Annotated in this window: 19 protein-coding genes and 1 pseudogene; 9 read left to right on the top strand and 11 right to left on the bottom strand. The window is 73.6% G+C overall.

From position 1 onward, the window contains the following. Nucleotides 1-6 precede the first annotated feature (6 nt). The 3 genes from AMK19_RS25195 to AMK19_RS25185 form a co-directional block, all read right to left on the bottom strand. Nucleotides 7-618 carry a hypothetical protein gene (locus AMK19_RS25195; RefSeq protein WP_073815562.1) on the bottom strand — a complete coding sequence of 204 codons (612 nt, stop codon included), beginning with the start codon at nucleotides 616-618 and terminating at the stop codon, nucleotides 7-9. 57 nt (nucleotides 619-675) lie between these two features. Beyond that, complete coding sequence (locus AMK19_RS25190; protein WP_241844571.1) at nucleotides 676-1659, bottom strand: endonuclease/exonuclease/phosphatase family protein; 984 nt, start codon at nucleotides 1657-1659, stop codon at nucleotides 676-678. Nucleotides 1660-1820: 161 nt separating this feature from the next. Then, nucleotides 1821-3422 carry a M4 family metallopeptidase gene (locus tag AMK19_RS25185; RefSeq protein ID WP_073815561.1) on the bottom strand — a complete coding sequence of 534 codons (1602 nt, stop codon included), beginning with the start codon at nucleotides 3420-3422 and terminating at the stop codon, nucleotides 1821-1823. Between the two features lie 541 nt (nucleotides 3423-3963). On the opposite strand from AMK19_RS25185, the gene bioB reads away from it, so the two are divergent. From bioB to bioD, 3 genes are read left to right on the top strand one after another with little or no spacing between them, the layout of a single operon-like run. After that, on the top strand, nucleotides 3964-5253 hold the full coding sequence (bioB, locus tag AMK19_RS25180; protein WP_073815559.1) for a biotin synthase BioB: 1290 nt from the start codon (nucleotides 3964-3966) through the stop codon (nucleotides 5251-5253). A gap of 59 nt (nucleotides 5254-5312) precedes the next feature. Then, a complete protein-coding gene (locus AMK19_RS25175) occupies nucleotides 5313-6563 on the top strand; it encodes an adenosylmethionine--8-amino-7-oxononanoate transaminase (protein ID WP_241844585.1) in 1251 nt (416 codons plus the stop codon). 22 nt (nucleotides 6564-6585) lie between these two features. Beyond that, nucleotides 6586-7311 carry a dethiobiotin synthase gene (gene bioD, locus AMK19_RS25170; protein WP_073815556.1) on the top strand — a complete coding sequence of 242 codons (726 nt, stop codon included), beginning with the start codon at nucleotides 6586-6588 and terminating at the stop codon, nucleotides 7309-7311. A gap of 87 nt (nucleotides 7312-7398) precedes the next feature. Here bioD and AMK19_RS25165 read toward each other — a convergent pair whose 3' ends face one another. Further along, nucleotides 7399-8016 carry a TetR/AcrR family transcriptional regulator gene (locus AMK19_RS25165; RefSeq protein WP_073815554.1) on the bottom strand — a complete coding sequence of 206 codons (618 nt, stop codon included), beginning with the start codon at nucleotides 8014-8016 and terminating at the stop codon, nucleotides 7399-7401. 97 nt (nucleotides 8017-8113) lie between these two features. Here AMK19_RS25165 and AMK19_RS25160 point away from each other — a divergent pair, with 97 nt between their 5' ends. After that, nucleotides 8114-8692 (top strand): dihydrofolate reductase family protein, encoded by a 579-nt coding sequence (locus AMK19_RS25160; protein WP_073815553.1) that lies wholly within the window; start codon nucleotides 8114-8116, stop codon nucleotides 8690-8692. A 52-nt stretch (nucleotides 8693-8744) separates the two neighbouring features. Here the strand turns inward: AMK19_RS25160 and AMK19_RS25155 are convergent, their stop codons facing one another. Then, complete coding sequence (locus AMK19_RS25155) at nucleotides 8745-9638, bottom strand: aldo/keto reductase (protein ID WP_274536997.1); 894 nt, start codon at nucleotides 9636-9638, stop codon at nucleotides 8745-8747. 140 nt (nucleotides 9639-9778) lie between these two features. On the opposite strand from AMK19_RS25155, the gene AMK19_RS25150 reads away from it, so the two are divergent. The 3 genes and pseudogenes from AMK19_RS25150 (at nucleotide 9779) to AMK19_RS36650 (ending at nucleotide 11189) form a co-directional block, all read left to right on the top strand. After that, on the top strand, nucleotides 9779-10684 hold the full coding sequence (locus AMK19_RS25150; protein ID WP_073815551.1) for a LysR family transcriptional regulator: 906 nt from the start codon (nucleotides 9779-9781) through the stop codon (nucleotides 10682-10684). Nucleotides 10685-10774: 90 nt separating this feature from the next. Next, nucleotides 10775-10888: pseudogene (locus tag AMK19_RS38685) on the top strand (3-oxoacyl-ACP reductase); the annotation flags it as partial. 127 nt (nucleotides 10889-11015) lie between these two features. Further along, a complete protein-coding gene (locus AMK19_RS36650; RefSeq protein ID WP_198953438.1) occupies nucleotides 11016-11189 on the top strand; it encodes an SDR family oxidoreductase in 174 nt (57 codons plus the stop codon). A 22-nt stretch (nucleotides 11190-11211) separates the two neighbouring features. Here the strand turns inward: AMK19_RS36650 and AMK19_RS25135 are convergent, their stop codons facing one another. From AMK19_RS25135 to AMK19_RS25120, 4 genes are all read right to left on the bottom strand, one after another. Next, nucleotides 11212-11634, bottom strand: coding sequence for a GNAT family N-acetyltransferase (locus AMK19_RS25135; RefSeq protein ID WP_073815549.1), 423 nt, complete (start codon nucleotides 11632-11634; stop codon nucleotides 11212-11214). 231 nt (nucleotides 11635-11865) lie between these two features. After that, nucleotides 11866-12069: a hypothetical protein gene (locus AMK19_RS38680; RefSeq protein ID WP_073815547.1), complete on the bottom strand. Its 204-nt coding sequence runs from the start codon at nucleotides 12067-12069 to the stop codon at nucleotides 11866-11868. Between the two features lie 156 nt (nucleotides 12070-12225). Continuing rightward, nucleotides 12226-12501 carry a hypothetical protein gene (locus AMK19_RS38675; protein WP_073815546.1) on the bottom strand — a complete coding sequence of 92 codons (276 nt, stop codon included), beginning with the start codon at nucleotides 12499-12501 and terminating at the stop codon, nucleotides 12226-12228. A 35-nt stretch (nucleotides 12502-12536) separates the two neighbouring features. Then, on the bottom strand, nucleotides 12537-13232 hold the full coding sequence (locus AMK19_RS25120; protein ID WP_073815544.1) for a class I SAM-dependent methyltransferase: 696 nt from the start codon (nucleotides 13230-13232) through the stop codon (nucleotides 12537-12539). A gap of 470 nt (nucleotides 13233-13702) precedes the next feature. Between AMK19_RS25120 and AMK19_RS25115 the strand changes: the two genes are divergently transcribed. Continuing rightward, nucleotides 13703-14854: an ROK family protein gene (locus tag AMK19_RS25115; protein ID WP_073815542.1), complete on the top strand. Its 1152-nt coding sequence runs from the start codon at nucleotides 13703-13705 to the stop codon at nucleotides 14852-14854. 7 nt (nucleotides 14855-14861) lie between these two features. On the opposite strand, the gene AMK19_RS25110 is transcribed toward AMK19_RS25115, so the two are convergent. Both AMK19_RS25110 and AMK19_RS25105 read right to left on the bottom strand, forming a co-directional pair. Next, nucleotides 14862-15578, bottom strand: a complete 717-nt coding sequence (locus tag AMK19_RS25110; protein WP_241844570.1) for a hypothetical protein — start codon at nucleotides 15576-15578, stop codon at nucleotides 14862-14864. Nucleotides 15579-15655: 77 nt separating this feature from the next. Next, nucleotides 15656-16426: a GntR family transcriptional regulator gene (locus tag AMK19_RS25105; RefSeq protein ID WP_073815795.1), complete on the bottom strand. Its 771-nt coding sequence runs from the start codon at nucleotides 16424-16426 to the stop codon at nucleotides 15656-15658. 208 nt (nucleotides 16427-16634) lie between these two features. Here AMK19_RS25105 and AMK19_RS25100 point away from each other — a divergent pair, with 208 nt between their 5' ends. Then, complete coding sequence (locus AMK19_RS25100) at nucleotides 16635-17444, top strand: exodeoxyribonuclease III (RefSeq protein WP_073815541.1); 810 nt, start codon at nucleotides 16635-16637, stop codon at nucleotides 17442-17444. Nucleotides 17445-17561: the final 117 nt, after the last annotated feature.

The raw sequence follows: 17561 nt of genomic DNA, 5'->3' as shown, positions 1-17561 counted from the left end.
CAGCCCTCAGTCGAACGCCACCACGAGCCGGACGGCCTCCTCCCCATGGCGGTCCGCCGGCGCCTTCATCACGGCGAACACGTGCGGCCAGTGCGTGCCGCCGCCCAGCAGGTAGCCGGCCGTGAGCGGCTCGTAGGTGCAGCGCACGTCCCCGGCCGTCCACTCCGTCGCGGTCGAGCGGCTGAGCCCGGCCGGCGGCGGCCCCACCTCGGCGAGGACGTCCGCGGGCCACAGCGCGGGCACCAGCAGCTGACGCAGCGGCGACCGCGCGGACGCCGGGTGCAGGCTCAGGCGGCCGGCGAAGTGGTCGGGCGCGGTCGCCGGGTCGAGCCGGGCGAGTTCCGCCCAGCCGACCCAGCTGGCCCCCTCGCACCCTTTCAGTTCGGCCCGCAGGACGCTCGACACGTCGTCCGGAAGGCCGCGGCGGGCCGCGAGCGGGCGGAAGCCCGCGTCGTTCCGCACGCCGAACAGGCAGCCGAAGGCCGCGTAGTCGCTCTGGTCGTACAGCGGCCACAGGTCGACGGCCTTGACCCAGGGTTCGGCGTCGTCGGCGTCGAGGTGCCCGGCGTCCACGCCGGGGTGGCGGTGCTCGATGCCGCCGAAGATGCCCGTGCTCATGGCCGCAGAGGCTACCGGCCAGGACCGCCCGGAGTCTGCCCGCCCGGGCATTCGGGGTCAGTCGCGGACGGCGAGTTCGGCCACCACCGCGCGGTGGTCCGTCCGGGCCAGGGTGTGTTCGCCGATCGACACCGGGACCAGGGCCGGGCCGTGCAGGACGTGGTCGATCTGGATCATCGGCGGCAGGTACGGGAAGTCCAGGTTGTGCTCCGGCCAGGTCGGGAACAGTCCGGCCCCCAACTCGGCGTGCGCGTCCGCGAGTCCGGTCGCCAGCAGGCTCCGCATCGGCGCGTGGTCGAGCGTCGCGTTGAAGTCGCCCAGCAGCACCGCGTTGCGGCTGCGTCCCGGCGCGGCATCCCGCAGCGCGTGCATCCCGGCCGCCCACTTGGCTGCGTCGCCCAGGGGGTAGTACGTGTGCACCGCCACCAACTGGACCGGCCGGCCGTCCACGGTGACCGTCACGTTGGTGGTCGGCCAGGCCGGATCGGCGGCCGCCGTCACCGGCAGCCGGGTGTAGATCGCGGTGTCGGTGCCGTCCGGCATCTCCCGGTGCGGGAGCAGCTCGCGGATGCCCGCCGCGTCCAGCGCAGCCGCCGCCGAACCGCTCAACTCCTCGACCGCAAGCGCGTCCAGGTGCTGCGCCCGGACCAGGTCGACCAGCGCCTGCGGCGAGATGTTGCCCAGGTACGCGTTGCTGGTGGCCACCCGCAGCCGCGGCGCACCGGCCGGCGCCTCCGCCCCGTCGGGGACGAACCTCGGTACCAGCCACCACAGTTGCAGCCCGACCAGGGCGGCGGCCGCCACCGCGAGCCAGCGGCGGCGCAGCACGGCGAGCACCGCCGCCGACAGCAGCGTCAGCAGTGCCGCGTACGGCAGCCCGGCCATCGGCAGGGCGAGGATCGTCCCGTCGTCCAGGCCCAGCACGCGGACCGCGGCGAGTGCGGCCGGCCCGAGCAGCAGCAGGCCGCACAGGGTGGTCGCGCTCGGACGCCACCACCGTCTCCGCGCGGGTGAACCGGTTCCCGACCTGCGGTCAGCCACGATGCTCCTCCTGTGGGGGCACCGGTGGCATTCATGATCACCGGTCGCCGTTGTCGGAAGAGGACGCCCGAGGGAGGAGCTCGGTTCCGGCCGGACGTGCGCCGCCCGGTGGCGGGCCCGGCCGGGTGCGGCCCGCAGCCGGGCCCGGCCGGGTCGCGGCCTCAGTTGACGTTGACCGCCTTCCACGCCGCAGCCACCGCGTTGACCTCCGGCTGGCCGTACAGGTCCCTCGCCGCGGCGACGGTCGCGTTGCGGGCGGTGCGGTAGTTGGTGGTGGAGGTGAAGTAGATCGTCAGCGCCCGGTACCAGATCGCGGCGGCCTTGTCCCGGCCGATGCCGACCAGCGTCGAGCCGTCGGCGGTCGGGCTGTTGTAGGCCACGCCGTTGACCACCTTCGCGCCGCTGCCCTCGGACAGCAGGTAGAAGAAGTGGTTGCCGACGCCCGAGGAGAAGTGCGGGTCCAGGGCGCCGATGCCCGAGTACCAGAAGTCCCGCGAGTAGCCGTCCTTGGAGGGCTCGTCCATGTAGCGCAGCGGGGTGCCGTTGCCCATGAAGTCGAGCTTCTCGGCGATGAGGTAGTCCGGCGGATCGGCCTGCAGGCTGGCGTACCACTCGACCATGGTCCCGAGGATGTCCGAGGTGGCCTCGTCGAGGCCGCCGGGTTCGCCGGAGTACGGCAGTCCGGCGGTGACCGCGGTGATGCCGTGGCTCATCTCGTGGGCAGCCACGTCGAGTTCGGTCATCGGCTTGCTGTTGGAGCGGCCGTCGCCGTAGCTCATGCAGTAGCAGGTGTCGTCCCAGAAGAGGTCCATGAGGCCGTTTCCGACGTGGACACGGCTGGTGATGCCGACGCCGTTGTTCCTGATGCCGTTGCGGCCGAAGGTGTTCTTGAAGTAGTCCCAGGTCACGGCCGCGTCGAACTGGGCGTCCACGGCGGCCGACTGGCGGTTGGAGGCGAATCCATTGCCCCAGCTGTTGGTGGTGCTGGTGAACAGCGGGTTGCCGGGCACGCCGCCGTCGACGGTGGACTGGTTGCCCCGGGTGGCGTCCTTCAGCTGGTAGGTCGCGCCGCTCTGCGTGGTGGTCAGGGTGACGGCGCCGACGTTGACGCCGGTGCCGGTGCCCGTCGCGGTCCGGACGGCGTCGTCACTGGCGAGCACCGCGCCGGTGCCCGCGTCCGTGATCACCCGCCGGCTGCTGGGGACGCCGTCGGTGCGCACGCCCTGCACCACCGTCCGGTAGGCCAGTCGCGGGGTGTCGCCGCCGGCCCAGACCACCAGCTGCGCCTCGCCGGCGGACCCGACCTGCGCGAGCGCCGCGCCCTCCTGCGCCGTGCTCGCTCCGAGGGTGGCCCGGACGGCGTCGGCCGCTCCGGCGGCGGCCCGGTCGGCGGAGAGCTTCGGGGCGAGGCTGGGCAGCGACAGCCGCCCGGCGAAGGCCCGGTCGACGGAGGCGATCGAGCCGTCGGCCCGCTGGTGCACGACCAGGTCGCCGCCGATCACGGGCAGGCCCGCGAAGGTCCGGTCGTAGCGCAGGTGACGGGTGCCGTCGGCGTCCGTCACCACGTCCTTGACGACGAGTCTTTCCCGGTCGCCCAGGGCGAGCGCCCCGGCGACCGGGGCGGCCTGGGCCTCGGCCAGCGCGAGCAGGGCGTCGTGCTGCTGCGCCGCCGACGGCACGCCCGCCTGCGCGGGGGCGGCGGCGGCCTGGACGACGCCCGCCAGCAGGGCGGTGGCGGAGAGTACGGCTCCGACTGTCAGCATTCGCTTCACGTGCGGGGTCCCTTCCACGAAACCGCAGGTGCGCGGTCGCGCCGCGCACCGGGGCGCCGGGGTTGGCGCCGTGGGGCGGTACGGGCGCTGACGTGCTGCTCCCGTGCGGTCCTCGACGGCCCGTCAGGGTGGGGGACGGCCGCCGAACGGGAGTTGGGCAGAAGCATGACAACACATGGGGCGAAATGACAGCTTCTCTCCGTACAGTGGCCAGGGCCCGCCACCGGGCCGGGCCGGGCCGCCCGCCTGCCTGCCGGTCTTGTCCCGCTATCGCCCCGTTCGCCGCGCTGGCGGGATCCCGCCAGCGACCGCCCCCTTGCCGCCTCCCGGACGGCCTGCTAGCGCCTCGCCGGTGCCTGCCGTACGCGGACGGACCGCCCGGGCCCGGCCGCGCCGTGCGCCCGTGCGCCCCTCCGCGCCCGGTTCGTCGCCGCAGGTCAGCAGGCGTTGTGACTACTCGCACACGCTCCGGGCGATCTTCTGGCGTGTTCCCTCTGGCGAACGGTGGGGCAGCCCGGGCAGGATCGGGCTCATGGATCTCCTCGACACGCTGACCGACAAGGGCCTTCGCCGGGAACTGCCCACCCGCGAGGAGGCGCTGGCCGTCCTGGCCACCACGGATGACGACTTGCTGGATGTGGTCGCGGCCGCGGGGCGGGTGCGCCGCCAGTGGTTCGGGCGGAGGGTGAAGCTCAACTACCTGGTGAACCTGAAGAGCGGCCTGTGCCCGGAGGACTGCTCGTACTGCTCGCAGCGCCTCGGCTCGAAGGCGGAGATCCTCAAGTACACCTGGCTGAAGCCGGACCAGGCCGCCGAGGCGGCGGCCGCGGGCGTCGCGGGCGGCGCGAAGCGCGTGTGCCTGGTCGCCAGCGGGCGCGGGCCGACGGACCGGGACATCGACCGGGTCGCGGACACCATCGCGGCGATCAAGGGCGCGGACGAGCAGGTCGAGGTCTGCGCCTGCCTGGGCCTGCTGTCGGACAACCAGGCCGAGCGCCTGAAGGCGGCCGGCGCGGACGCGTACAACCACAACCTGAACACCTCCGAGAGCACCTACGGCGACATCACCACCACCCACACCTACGCGGACCGGGTGGACACCGTCACCAAGGCGCACGGCGCGGGCCTGTCGGCCTGCTCGGGCCTGATCGCGGGCATGGGCGAGAGCGACGAGGACCTGGTCGACGTGGTCTTCGCACTGCGCGAGCTGGACCCGGACTCGGTGCCGGTGAACTTCCTGATCCCGTTCGAGGGCACCCCGCTCGCCGAGGAGTGGAACCTGACGCCGCAGCGCTGCCTGCGGATCCTGGCGATGGTCCGGTTCGTCTGCCCGGACATCGAGGTGCGGATCGCGGGCGGCCGCGAGGTGCACCTGCGCTCGATGCAGCCGCTCGGCCTGCACATCGCCAACTCGATCTTCCTGGGCGACTACCTGACCAGCGAGGGCCAGGCCGGGCAGGCCGACCTCGACATGATCAAGGACGCCGGTTTCGAGGTCGAGGGCGCCGAGCAGACCACCCTGCCCCGCCACCGCGCGGCGGCCACCGGCGGCGGCTGCGGATCGGTGTGCGGCGGCGAGTCGGCCGAGGCGGGCTGCGGCAGCGGCTCGGGCTGCGGCGGCCACGAGGAGCCGACCGCCTGCGGCCCGTGCGGCGGGCACGCTCCCGAGCAGGCCCCGGACGACGCGGCCCCGGCGGTCTCGGCGGCCGCGGAGGCCTCGCAGGTCTCGCAGGTCTCGCAGGTCTCGGACGACGAGGCGCGCACCGACCTGGTGCGGGTGCGCCGTCGCGGCGCGGGCACCGAACTGGCGCCGAACGCGTGAGGGACGCAACGCAGTTGCTCGACCTGGACCGGGCGCACGTCTGGCACCCGTACGGCCCGATGCCGGGCACGGTCCGGCCGTTCGTGGTGGAGTCGGCCGCGGGCGTGCGCCTGCGGCTGGCCGAGCCGGTGGGCGGGCACGAGGAGCTGATCGACGGGATGTCGTCCTGGTGGGCGGCGATCCACGGCTACCGGCACCCGGAGCTGGACGCGGCGGTCCGCGACCAGCTGGAGCGGATGAGCCACGTCATGTTCGGCGGGCTCACCCACCGCCCGGCGGTCGAACTCGCCGTCAAACTGGTGGAGTTGACGCCGGAGCCGTTGCAGCACGTGTTCCTCGCCGACTCCGGTTCGGTGGCGGTCGAGGTCGCGCTGAAGATGTGCCTGCAGTACTGGCAGTCGCTGGGGCGGCCGGAGAAGCGGCGGGTGCTGACCTGGCGCGGCGGCTACCACGGCGACACCTTCCACCCCATGTCGGTGTGCGACCCCGAGGGCGGGATGCACCACCTGTGGGGCGGGGTGCTGCCGCAGCAGCTGTTCGCGGCCGAGCCGCCCGCCGGGTACGACGCCCCGGCCGACCCGGAGTACCTGGCGCACCTGGCCGACCTGATCGAGCGGCACGCCGGCGAGCTGGCCGCCGTGATCGTCGAGCCGGTGGTGCAGGGCGCGGGCGGAATGCGCTTTCACTCCCCCGCTTATCTGACCGCGCTACGGGAGTTGTGCGACGCGCACGACGTGCTGCTGGTCTTCGACGAGATCGCCACCGGCTTCGGCCGCACCGGCGAACTCTTCGCGGCCGACCACGCGGGCGTCTCCCCGGACGTGATGTGCCTCGGCAAGGCGCTCACCGGCGGCTACCTGACGCTGGCCGCCACCCTGTGCACGGGCAGGGTCGCGGAGGGCATCTCGCGCGGCGAGGTCCCGGTGCTGGCGCACGGCCCGACGTTCATGGGCAACCCGCTCGCCACCGCCGCCGCCAACGCCTCGATCGACCTGCTGCTGCGTCAGGACTGGCGCACCGAGGTCAAGCGCATCGAGACCGCGCTGCACGGCGCCCTCGCGCCCTGCGCCGACCAGCCCGGGGTGCGGGACGTCCGGGTGCTGGGCGCGATCGGCGTGGTGCAGCTGGACGCGCCGGTCGACATGGCGGCGGCCACCGCCGCCGCCGCCGAACAGGGCGTGTGGCTGCGCCCGTTCCGCGACCTGATCTACACCATGCCGCCGTTCGTCACCGGGGACGCGGACGTCGCCGCGATCGGCCGCGGCATCGCCGCCGCCGCGGCCGCGTCCCACGCGGCGCACAGCAACTGAACCACCCTCCTGAGGAAGCACCATGTCGCCCGTACTGTTCGTCACCGGCACCGGCACCGAGGTCGGCAAGACCGTCACCACCGCGGCCCTCGCCGCCCTGCACACCGCTCCGGTGGCGGTGCTCAAGCCCGGCCAGACCGGCCTGGCGCCGGGCGAGCCGGGCGACGTCGACGAGGTGGCCCGGCTGGCCGGGCCGCTGGTGCACGGGGTCGAACTGGCCCGCTACCCCGAGCCGTTGGCGCCCGACACGGCGGCCCGCCGGTCCGGCCTGCCGACCCTCGCACCGGACGAGGTGGCGAAGACCGTGGCCGACCTGGCCGACCGCTTCGGCGCGGTGCTGGTGGAGGGCGCGGGCGGCCTGCTGGTCCGCTACGACGAGCAGGGCCGGACCCTGGCCGACCTCGCCGCGGCCTGCCGACTCGCGGGCGTGGACGTCGAGTTCCTGCTGGTCGCGGCCGCCGGGCTGGGAACCCTCAACGCGACGGCGCTGACCGCGGAGGCGCTGCGCCACCGGGGTCTGGCACTGCGCGGCGTGGTCGTCGGCAGCTGGCCCGCCGACCCGGACCTCGCGGCCCGCTGCAACCTCGCCGACCTGCCGTCCGCCGCCGGCGCGCCCCTGCTGGGCGCCCTGCCGGCGGGCGCCGCCGACGCCCCGGCCTTCCGGGAGTTGGCCGCGTCCTCGCTCGCCCCTGCGCTGGGCGGACACTGGGACGCCGAGGCGTTCGCGACGGCGCACCGCCCCGGCTGAGTCCGCCGCCACGGCCGGGTCTCGCGGCAACGGCGCGACGGGAATCCCCCGTCGCGCCGTTTTTTCATGCCCGGGTGCAGTGCTCCCTCACCGTCCGCTCGCGCTGCCGCCCGCGCCGCCGGCCGCGCCCTGCTCGCCGATCAGGCGGGCCACCAGCTCGTTCACCAGCTCGGCGCGCTGCTCGGGCGTGAACAGGTCGGGCAGTGCGAGGCGTTCCAGGATCAGCCAGTTCAGCGCCAGGTAGAGCAGCTGGACGGCGGTGGCGTCGCCCGGCAGGCCGGACGCCAGGTGGTAGTCGATGTTGAACTTCAGGTCCTCGCCGATCCGGCGGGTGACGGTCTCGCGCAGTTCGGGGCGGCGCAGCGCGGCCAGTCGCAGTTCCAGCAGGGCCAGGAAGCCGGTCGGGAAGTCGGCGATCCGGTCGACGAGTTGGTGCATCAGTTCGGCGACGCGGGCGACGTCGCGCGGGCCGGCCAGGCCCTGGGCGAGGGTGTCGGGGTCGGCGCCGAGGCGCTCGTACACGCGCTCGGCGCACTGGGTGAGCAGGGTGTCGCGGTTGGCGAAGTAGTTGGAGGCGGTGCCGGCCGGGACGGCGGCGCGCTGGTCGACGGCGCGGAAGGTGAGTCCGCGGGCGCCTTCGTCGGCGAGGACCTCGATGGCGGCGTCGAGCAGGGCCGCGCGCCGTTCGGGATTGCTTCGAGCCATTGCCTGTAACCACTCCACTCGTAGTGCTACGGTCTTACCACTTCAGTCAGAGTACTACAGACCAAGTGGTCACCGTTCTTCTTCGAGAGGCATCAGGATGCGAAAGCTCGTGTACTTCGTCGCCGTCTCCATCGACGGCTTCATCGCCGGCCCGTCCGGCGAGTTCGACTTCTACCCCCAGCCCGACGACCTGGTCGCGCACCTGCGCGCCGAGTTCCCCGAGACCATGCCGGGCCACGTCCGGCCGCACATCGGTCTCGACGGCGCGCCCAACAAGCGCTTCGACACCGTCCTGATGGGCCTCGGCACGTACCGCCCCGCGTACGACCACGGCATCACCAGCCCCTACCCGCACCTCAAGCAGTACGTGGTCTCCTCCACCCTGCCCGAACCGACCGACCCCGCGATCACCGTGGTCCGCGCCGATCCGCTCGGCCTGGTCCGGGAGCTGAAGCAGCAGCCCGGCGACGGCGACATCTGGCTCTGCGGCGGCGGCCTACTGGCGGGCGCACTGCTCCCGGAGATCGACGAACTCCTCTGGAAGCGCTACCCCGTCATCGCCGGCACCGGCATCCCCGCCCTCGCCGGCGACTTCCACCCCCGCCCGTTCACCCCCACCGAGACCTTGGCCTTCAGCAACGGCGCCACCCTCACCACCTACCGCCCGACCGTCTGACCCACCCGGCCAGAACCCGGTGCGCCGGTGCCGCGCGACCCCTCCGAGCCGATCAGCGGCCCAGGGTGGCGAGTTCGGTGGGGCCGAGGGTGAGGGTGGCTGCGGCGGCGGAGTCGTGGATGGAGGCGGGGCGGCGGGCGCCGGGGATCGGGACGACGGTCGGGGACTGGGCCAAGTGCCAGGCGAGGCAGACCTGTTGGGGGCTGACATGGAGGGTGGCGGCCAGGGTGTGGAAGGACGTGGTGGGCGGCGGCGTGGTGGCGGGGTCGTCGACGGCGCTGCGGGAGATGCCGCCGAGGGGGCTCCAGGGGAGGAAGGCCAGGCCGAGTCCGGTGCACAGGTCGAGGGTGTCGCGGGTGTCCTGGTGCGCGGGCGAGAAGCGGTTCTGCACCGAGACGAGCCGGTCGCCGAGGACGGCGTGCGCGGTGCGGATCTGTGCGCAGTCGACGTTGGACAGGCCGATCATCCGAATGGTTCCCTCCTCGGCGAGCTCGCGCAGCGCCCCGACCGAGTCCTCGAACGGCACCTCGGGGTCGGGCTTGTGGAGCTGGTAGAGGCCGATCGCGTCGACGCCGAGGCGCGCCGCCGAGGCGTGGGCGGCGCGGCGCAGGTGGCGCGGGTCGCCGTTGACGGTCCACGAGCCGTCGCCGGGCCGGCCCCGGCCGCCCTTGCTCGCGACCAGCACGCCGTCGGTGTCGCCGCCGTACGTGGCGAGGGCACGGGCGATCAGCCGTTCGTTGTGGCCGACTTCGTCGGCGTGCCAGTGGTAGCTGTCGGCGGTGTCGATGAGCCGCACGCCCGCGTCGAGTGCGGCGTGCAGGGTGGCGATCGCCTGCGCCTCGTCGGGGCGGCCCTCGACGGACAGCGGCATCGCGCCGAGCCCGATCGCCCCCACCGGGACCCCGCCGATCGCGCGGGTGCCGCGCTCCCCCTGCTGCTCCTTCACGTTGCCCACTCTCTCCCGTCCGATGATCTCTCCGGTGATCTCTCCGGTGATCTCTCCGGTGATCTCTCCGGTGAGAAGCCTGCCGGGAGCCGGTCGCCAGCGGTAGTGTCCGGTCGACGACCTCGTTTTCAGGAGAACTGTTGATCGACGTTCAACGCCTCGCCGTTCTGCGGGAGGTGGCCCGCCGGGGCAGTTTCAACCAGGCGGCCGCGGCGCTGCACTGCACGGCCTCGGCGGTCTCGCAGCAGATCGCGGCGCTGGAACGCGGCCTGGGCGCGCCGGTGGTCGAACGGTCCACCAGGGGCGTCACGTTGACGGGCGCGGGCCGGGTACTGGTCGAGGCGGCGGACGCGATCGCGGCCGAACTCGCCGACACCGAGCAGCGGATCACCCGGCTGACCGCCGCCCGCACCACGCTCACCGTCGCGACCTTCGCCAGCGGCGGCCGCCGGCTGCTGCCGGGTGCGCTGGCCGGGTTCGTCGCGGAGCATCCGGAGGTCGAGCTGACCATCGTGGAGGCCGAGCCGGAGGACAGCCTGCCCGCCGTCCGCGAGGGCCGGGCCGACCTCGCCCTCGCCTACCACCTGGACGGCCCGCCGCCGGCCCGCGCGGGCGACCGCTCCGGCCTGGACTGGACGCCGCTGGTCGAGGATCCGCTGCTCGTCGTCCTCCCCCGCCGCCATCCGCTGGGCCACCGGCCGGTCCTGCACCTGGCCGAACTCGCCGACCAGCGCTGGATCCTGGGCTGCCGGAAGTCCGCCGGACAGCTGGCCCGGTTCGGCGCGCTGGCTGGCGTCGACCTGCGGATCTCCTGCACCGCGACGGACTACGAGTTCGCCCAGTCGCTGGTCCGCTCGGGCATCGGCATCGCTCTGATCCCGCAGATCGCCCTCGCCGACCACCCGGACCTGATCTCCCGCCCCCTCGCCGAGCCCGCCCCCCGCCGCCACCTCGGCCTCGCCCTCTCCCGCCGTCGCCGCACCCCTCGCGCCCACCTCGCCGAAGCCCTCGCCGCCCGCCTCACCACCGAGGCCCGACTCCCTTGACCTGCACGCAGGTTGAGCATCCCGCCGCTCGGACGGGGCTGGGCATGACGTGGGTGGGGACGCGTTCGGCGTCGACCGGGCGACCCGTCGATGTTCACCCTGGGCGGCGTGCTGGACGCGCCGGACGAGCAGTGGCAGTCGCTGTTCGACCCGAACGTGATGTCGGCGGTGCGCACCACCCGGGCCGCACTGCCCAGTCTGCGGGAGCGGCGCGGCGCGATCGTCAACGTCTCCTCGATCAACTCCCGTATTCCCAGCGGCTCTCCGGTCGACTTAGCGGAGGCCGAGGCGGCGCTCACCCGGTGCGGCAAGCGCCTCAGACGCCCTGGGCATGCCGCTCGACGACCTGCTGGCCGGCCTGCCCGCCAAGGCGGGTACCGCGTCCGGCCGGCTCCCCACCCCGGAGGAGGTCGCCGACGTCGTCCTGTTCGCCCTCTCCGGCCGGGCCGGCAACGTCCACGGAGCGGACCTGGTGATCGACGGCGGAACCCTCAAAGCCGCCTGAGCACACAAGAACTGACGGTTGATCAGGTCAGCGGACGGGTCCAGCGCCGCCACCGCTCCTCGCGCCCGTACCCGGCCGCCAGCCAGGCCGACTGCCCGAGTTCGTTGCGCTCCAGCACCATCGCGTCGGCCCGCCGGCCGCCCAGCGCCTCGAAGCGCTCGTGCGCGGCGTCCAGCAGCGCGGCCCCGATGCCCCGGCGGCGCGCCGACGGGTGGACGGCGAGGCGGTACAGGTGGCAGCGCCAGCCGTCCCAGCCCGCGATCACCGTGCCGAGGATCGCGCCGCCCTGCTCGGCCAGGATCAGTGCCTGCGGGTCGCGCTCCAGCAGCCGCGCCACGCCCGCCCGGTCGTCGCTGATGCTGGTGCCCTCGGCGGCCTCCGCCCAGAACGCCAGCACCGCGTCGATGTCCGCGGGCACCGCGGCCCGCAGTTCGTACTCGCTCATGGCACGCCTTCCTACCAGCGGCGATGCCCCGAACACCAGCGCTTTTCGCGGTCTTTCCCCATCATCCTTTCGCCGTAGGGAACTTGACCGCCCCTCACCACCCTTGCCGTCCCTGCCACCCCTTGACGGAGGCCCGTGCCGCCCTCCAGGGTGTGGTCCACTCCCTCGCACCGCCGCCCCTCATCCACCGACCCCACCGGGAGACGGCATGCGTGCACCGACCCAGCACCATCACGGCACCCCCCTGCGCGGCACACCCCTACGCGGCGCGGCCGCCGCGACGCTCGCCCTGGCCACCGCCGCCGCGCTGACGCTCGGCGGCAGCGCCTCCGCCGACGACCCGGCCAACGCCCAACTGCTCATCGACAGCAGCTTCGCCGGGCCGCTGGGCCTGAACTGGCAGTGCACGAACGTGGCCCGGGACGGCGCCGGCATCACCGGCCACCCCGTCGGCGACGACTACGCGCGCTGCTCCCAGACCGTCGCCGTGCTGGAGCACACCACCTACAAGCTGGAGGCCGCGATCTCCGGGCCGTACGTCTTCCTCGGCGCGGTCGGCGGCGACACCCCCGACACCTACACCTGGGCCAACTACCCGAGCAGCGGCCGACTCTCCACCACCGTCACCACCGGCCCGACCACCACCCGGCTGACGGTGTACGTCCACGGCTGGTACGGGCAGGAGGCGTACCACGCGAGTTCGGTGACGCTGACCGGCCCGCGCGCCCCGGTCCCGTGCGGGTCGTTCACCATGCCCCCGCCCCCGTCCCCGTCGCGCCCGGCCACGACGCCCCCGCCCCCGTCGCCGTCGAGCGCCGCCGCGGCCGCGAACGCGAACACCGTGACGCCGACGGCCAGTTGCCTCACCCCGTACCCGCTGGAACGAGCGGGCTGACGGTGCGTCAGCCGCGCAGCGCCCAGACCGTGGTGGTCTTCACGGCGGCGTCCTCCAGGTCCGCGGCGACCGGGACGGCGTACTCGGCGAGCGCGGTGAAACGCTCGCGCGGCAGGTAGGCGCGGCCCGGGTCGCCGACCACCACGGTGGCGCCCCGGGCGGCGGCGCGTTCCAGGAACGGCAGGAAGCGCGCCGCCATCGCCCGCTCGTAGAACACGTCACCGGCCAGCACCACCTGGCATTCGCCGCCGTCGCCGTCGAGCACGTCCGCGAGCTCCGCCGTCACCGACACCCCGTTGGCGGCCGCGTTCACGGCGATCGCCGCCACCGCGTACGCGTCGATCTCCGCCGCCCGCACCTCGGCCGCACCGCTCAGCGCCGCCGCCACCCCGACCAGGCCGGAGCCCGCCGCCAGGTCCAGCACGGTGCGCCCGGCGACCAGTTCGGGCCGGTCCAGCACGTGCCGGGCCACCGCCACGCCGCCCGCCCACGGGAACGCCCAGAACGGCGGCGGCAGTCCGATCTCGCCGCGCTCCCGCTCGGTGACCTCCCAGAGCGCGATCGCGTCCTGCGCCATGTGCAGCCGCACCTCGGGCACGAACGGCACCGGCCCGGGCTCGGTGTGGGCCCGCACGAACTCCGCGTCGGCGGAGCCGATCTGACAGTCCGCGGCATTCCGCAACGTGGCGGCGTCGTTCCCCATGGCGCACAGCCTAGGGCCTGTCTTCGAACCCGCGCCGCAGCCCCGCGGCGTCTGGTGCGTGCTCTCGGCGTGCCGGGTGGAAGGCCTCGTACTGGGTGTCTCGGTCTTTCGCCCGGTGCGGCGAGAGTGCGTGCCAGGGGCCGTGGGGCAGGCGGGGGTTTGAAGACGGGCCCGAGGGGCAGTGATCACCGCTTCCGTGCCGCCACGACACGGCCGGACGATCACCGCGCGATCACAGGCCACGTACCGTTTCGATACCGAAGCCGTGATGAGCTGCGGAAACGCTCGCTCCGCAAGGGACGCCCGAGTACGATCCGGGCAGACGCCCCGGTTCACGGCACATGCTCGTGCCCGGCCGCGGGCGGCGGCTCGCACGGGGGCGTGCCCGGCACCTGAACGCCGGTGCGCCGCGACCCGCGTTCACGGCACCGCGCGCCAGGGCAGTCGCGCGAAGCGGAAGGGCAAGCGACTTGGCGGATCGTCTTACCGGCGGGGACTCCTCACTGCTGCGGCGGATCAACGCGGCGGTCACCCTGCGGTCGTTGCGCGACGGACAGGCCGTCACCCTCACCCAACTCGTGGGCGACACCGGCCTGTCCAGACCCACCGTCGAAGGCGTCATCGAAGGTCTGCTGGAATCCGGCCTGGTCGCCGAGGTCGAACACGTCCAGGAGTCGGGCCGTCAACGCGGCCGCCCGGCCCGCTGGTTCCGCTTCCGCGCCGAGGCCGGGCACGTCCTCGGCATCGAGATCGGCGTCCACGACCTGCGGGTCGTCCTCGCCGACCTGGCCGGCGAGGTGATCACCAGCCACGCCAAGCCGGTCGACGAGTCGACCGAGGCAGAGGAACGGCTCACCCAACTCCGCACCACCGTCGCCGAGGTGCTCCGCAAGGCCGGGGTCTCCCGCGACAGCCTGTGGGAGGTCGTCGTCGGCACCCCCGGCATCGTCGACCGCGAAGGCGTCGTCCGCCTCGGCACCGCGATGCCCGGCTGGACCGGCCTCGACCTCGGCGCCCGGCTGCGCCGCTCGTTCCGCTGCCCCGTGGTGATCGAGAACGACGCCAACCTGGCGGCCATCGCCGAACATTGGCAGGGCGCCGCCGTCGGCAGGGGCGACGTGGTGTTCGTGATGGCCGGCCTCAGCCCCGGCGCCGGCTCGCTGATCGGCGGGCGACTCCACCGCGGCTTCGGCGGCGCCGCCGGCGAGATCGGCGCCCTCCACCTGCTCGGCCGCCAGGCCACCCCCGAACGCCTGCTCTCCACCACTGGCCAGCCCCTCGACCCGCTGGACGAGGCCGCCGTGGCCCGCGTCCTGCGGCTCGCCCGCGAGGGCGACCAGGTCGCGCAGGTCGCCATGGACCGTTTCCTCGGCCGCCTCGTCCACGACGTCACCGCGCTCGTCCTCGCCCTCGACCCCGAACTCGTCGTGGTCGGCGGCTGGGCGGCCGGTCTGGACGGCGTCCTGGAACCGCTGCGCGAACAGCTCGCCCGCTACACGCTGCGCGCGCCCGAGGTCGAACTCGCCGCGCTCGGCTCCGAAGTGGTGGCGATGGGCGCGCTGCGGGTGGCCCTCGACCACGTCGAGGAACAGCTGTTCGCGGTCGATCCGCCGGCCCGGTGACGCAGCTCTACGGCAGGCAGAGCAGCTCGTAGTCGCCCGCGAAGCGGTCGCGGGCGTGGGTGCGCATCCGGTGCGCGTAGCGGCGGTCGTTCTTGAGCGCGTCGTAGCCCTCGCCTGCGGCCGGGTCCAGGATCCCGGCCGTGTCGGCGAGGTACGCGTCGAGGCCCGGATACATCAGCACGGCGCACGGCAGGTCGTCGACGTCCAACGCGAACACCGGGTACTCGCCGAGTTCGTCGCGCTCGCCGTTCGGCCCGAGCGAGAGGATGCGGCGGCTGTCAGAGCCGCCGGGCAGCAGGAAGCACCCGCCGAAGCGCTCCTCGAACGGGGCGAAGCACGCGTCCCAGGGCTCGCCGAACTCCTCGGCCGCGATCTCCCCGAGGGTGCGCGGCGCGAGCCGGCCGTCGACGTCGAACCAGCCGTGCCGCTCCAACATCCCGCCGTCGTACGCCAACCAGGCACGCAGGCTCGGCGGCAGCGGGTGCCCGCCCGGGAACTCCTCGACCACGCGGGGCTGCGGCGCGCCCTCCACCCACGGCCCGGCGAAGCGGTGGTACGCCAGCACCGGGCGGGACGGATCGGCGGCCACGGCGGCGATCACCCGCGCGACGAGCGCACCTCCGTGGTCGTCGCCGGCCTGGCCGGTGCCGCCGCGATCGTTACTGCCGTGGCCGTTACTGCCGTGGCCGTTATTGCCGCGATCGTTGACGTCGTGCGAACTCACCGCTGTACCACCCCTGTTCACCGATCTGCGCCAGTGAGCGGGAGCGTAACGGGCCGCTCCGACAGATCAGTGCCCGGTCAGGAGGCGGTGGCGGCGGCGACCGGGGTAGCGACCTGGACGGCCGCCGCGCCGGACTCGCCGAAGGTCAGCTTGCAGGTGTCGGAGCGGTAGGTGGAGACGGCGAACGCCGCCAGCCGGCCCGCCGCCGCGTACTGGGTGGTGACCACCAGCACCGGGGTGCCCGGGGGGCGCTCCAGCAGTCCGGCCTCGACGGACTCCGCCACGCCCAGCTCCACCGAGCGGGACTCGCCGTCGATGCCGAGGCGCTCCAGCTGGCGCAGCACGCTGCGGGCGCGGTCGCCGCCGTCCACCACGACGGCCAGGTGCGGCAGGCCGGCGGCCGGCACGTGCAGCGATTCGACGGCGACCGTCACGCCCTGGACGACCCGCAGCCGGCGGACCGTGTGCACCTGCTCGCCCTCGGCGATGCCGAGCGTGCGGGCCAGCGCGGCGGAGGCGGCGGCCGTGGTGCAGTCGACGGCCTTCCACTCGTGGCCGAGGACGACCCCGGCCCGGCCGGACTCGCGCTCGCCCACCGGAACGCCGACCCGCGGGGCGGCGACCAGGGTGCCGATGCCGCGACGACGCACCAGGCGACCCTCCAGCTCCAGCTGGTCGAGGGCCTGCCGCAGCGTGGCGCGGGCCACACCGAAGCGCGCCGAGAGCTCACGCTCGTTCGGTAGCACCTGGCCGGTGGAGAACTCGGTGTTCATGGTGCGCAGCAGCACCGTGCGCAGGTGCCAGTACTTCGGCTCCGCAACCGTCGCCGTGAGCGTTCCTTGCCCCACCGTGTCCTCCACCCTGAAGAGCGACGGCCCGCCGCGGCTCCCCGGTTTCAGCAGGTGGGGAGGGCGGCCTTTATCCGTCCTTCTTTATTAAAGGTCTTTGCAGTAAGTGACAGTAGGGGGTGCCCGTGGACATGGTCAAGACCAATGGAGTGGGTTCCTGGCCGGTTTCGCGCACCGGTGCGCACCCGCGACCCGGTACTCTCACCGGGTGAAGAGTGTTTCCACGGTCAACGTCAACGGGATCCGGGCAGCCGCCAAGAAGGGCTTCCTGGAGTGGATCGACGACACCAAGTCGGAGGTCGTCTGCCTCCAGGAGGTTCGCGCCGAGGCCGACCAGTTCGGCGACATCCTGGCCCGCCTCGACGGCTGGCACGCGGTCTGGGCCCCGGCGGCGGCGAAGGGCCGTGCGGGCGTCGCCGTGCTGTCCCGTCAACAGCCCGACGCCGTCCGGATCGGCTTCGGCTCGGCCGAGTTCGACACCTCCGGCCGCTACGCCGAACTCGACCTCCCGGGCCTGACGGTCGCCTCGCTCTACCTCCCCTCCGGCGAGGTCGGCACCGAGCGCCAGGACGAGAAGGAGCGGTTCATGGCCGAGTTCCTCGTCCACCTCGGCGCCCTCCGCGAGCGTGCCGCCGCCGACGGCCGCGAGGTCCTGGTCTGCGGCGACTGGAACATCGCCCACCGCGAGGCCGACCTGCGCAACTGGAAGGCCAACCAGAAGAAGGCCGGCTTCCTCCCCGAGGAACGCGCCTGGCTCACCCGCGTCCTCGACGACCACGGCTACGTGGACGCCCTCCGCGCCAAGCACCCCGCCCAGGAGGGCCCCTACTCCTGGTGGTCCTACCGCGGCCGCGCCTTCGACAACGACGCCGGCTGGAGGATTGATTATCTGATGGCCAGTCAGAAACTCGCGGCCACCTGCGCCGAGGCCTACGTCGAACGGGCCGCCTCCCACGCCGAACGCTGGTCCGACCATGCCCCCGTCACGGCAGTCTTCGACTTCGGCCAACTCCGTTGAGTTTTTGCGAAGTTCGGGCAACCGGCTTCGGCTGCTGCGGTCGTCGCGCGACCTGCCGGGAGTGATGACCGCAGCTGCTATGTCCCCTCGAATGGGGCTATGCGGTGATCGCCATTC

This window comes from Kitasatospora sp. CB01950 (assembly GCF_001905465.1).
Taxonomy (GTDB): Bacteria; Actinomycetota; Actinomycetes; order Streptomycetales; family Streptomycetaceae; genus Kitasatospora.
The sequence above is the reverse complement of the archived record's forward strand: the minus strand, read 5'-3'. Positions and strand labels throughout refer to the sequence as shown.

Excerpts from the sequence above, each read along its gene's own strand:
- AMK19_RS25160 (WP_073815553.1), top strand. The coding sequence starts at position 8,114 with ATGCGAAAGCTCGTGTACTTCGTCGCCGTCTCCATCGACGGCTTCATC.
- AMK19_RS25165 (WP_073815554.1), bottom strand. The coding sequence starts at position 8,016 with ATGGCTCGAAGCAATCCCGAACGGCGCGCGGCCCTGCTCGACGCCGCC.
- AMK19_RS25120 (WP_073815544.1), bottom strand. The coding sequence starts at position 13,232 with ATGGGGAACGACGCCGCCACGTTGCGGAATGCCGCGGACTGTCAGATC.
- bioD (WP_073815556.1), top strand. The coding sequence starts at position 6,586 with ATGTCGCCCGTACTGTTCGTCACCGGCACCGGCACCGAGGTCGGCAAG.
- AMK19_RS25185 (WP_073815561.1), bottom strand. The coding sequence starts at position 3,422 with ATGCTGACAGTCGGAGCCGTACTCTCCGCCACCGCCCTGCTGGCGGGC.
- AMK19_RS25195 (WP_073815562.1), bottom strand. The coding sequence starts at position 618 with ATGAGCACGGGCATCTTCGGCGGCATCGAGCACCGCCACCCCGGCGTG.
- bioB (WP_073815559.1), top strand. The coding sequence starts at position 3,964 with ATGGATCTCCTCGACACGCTGACCGACAAGGGCCTTCGCCGGGAACTG.
- AMK19_RS38680 (WP_073815547.1), bottom strand. The coding sequence starts at position 12,069 with ATGCCGGCGCCGTCCCGGGCCACGTTCGTGCACTGCCAGTTCAGGCCC.
- AMK19_RS36650 (WP_198953438.1), top strand. The coding sequence starts at position 11,016 with ATGCCGCTCGACGACCTGCTGGCCGGCCTGCCCGCCAAGGCGGGTACC.
- AMK19_RS25135 (WP_073815549.1), bottom strand. The coding sequence starts at position 11,634 with ATGAGCGAGTACGAACTGCGGGCCGCGGTGCCCGCGGACATCGACGCG.
- AMK19_RS25175 (WP_241844585.1), top strand. The coding sequence starts at position 5,313 with ATGCCGGGCACGGTCCGGCCGTTCGTGGTGGAGTCGGCCGCGGGCGTG.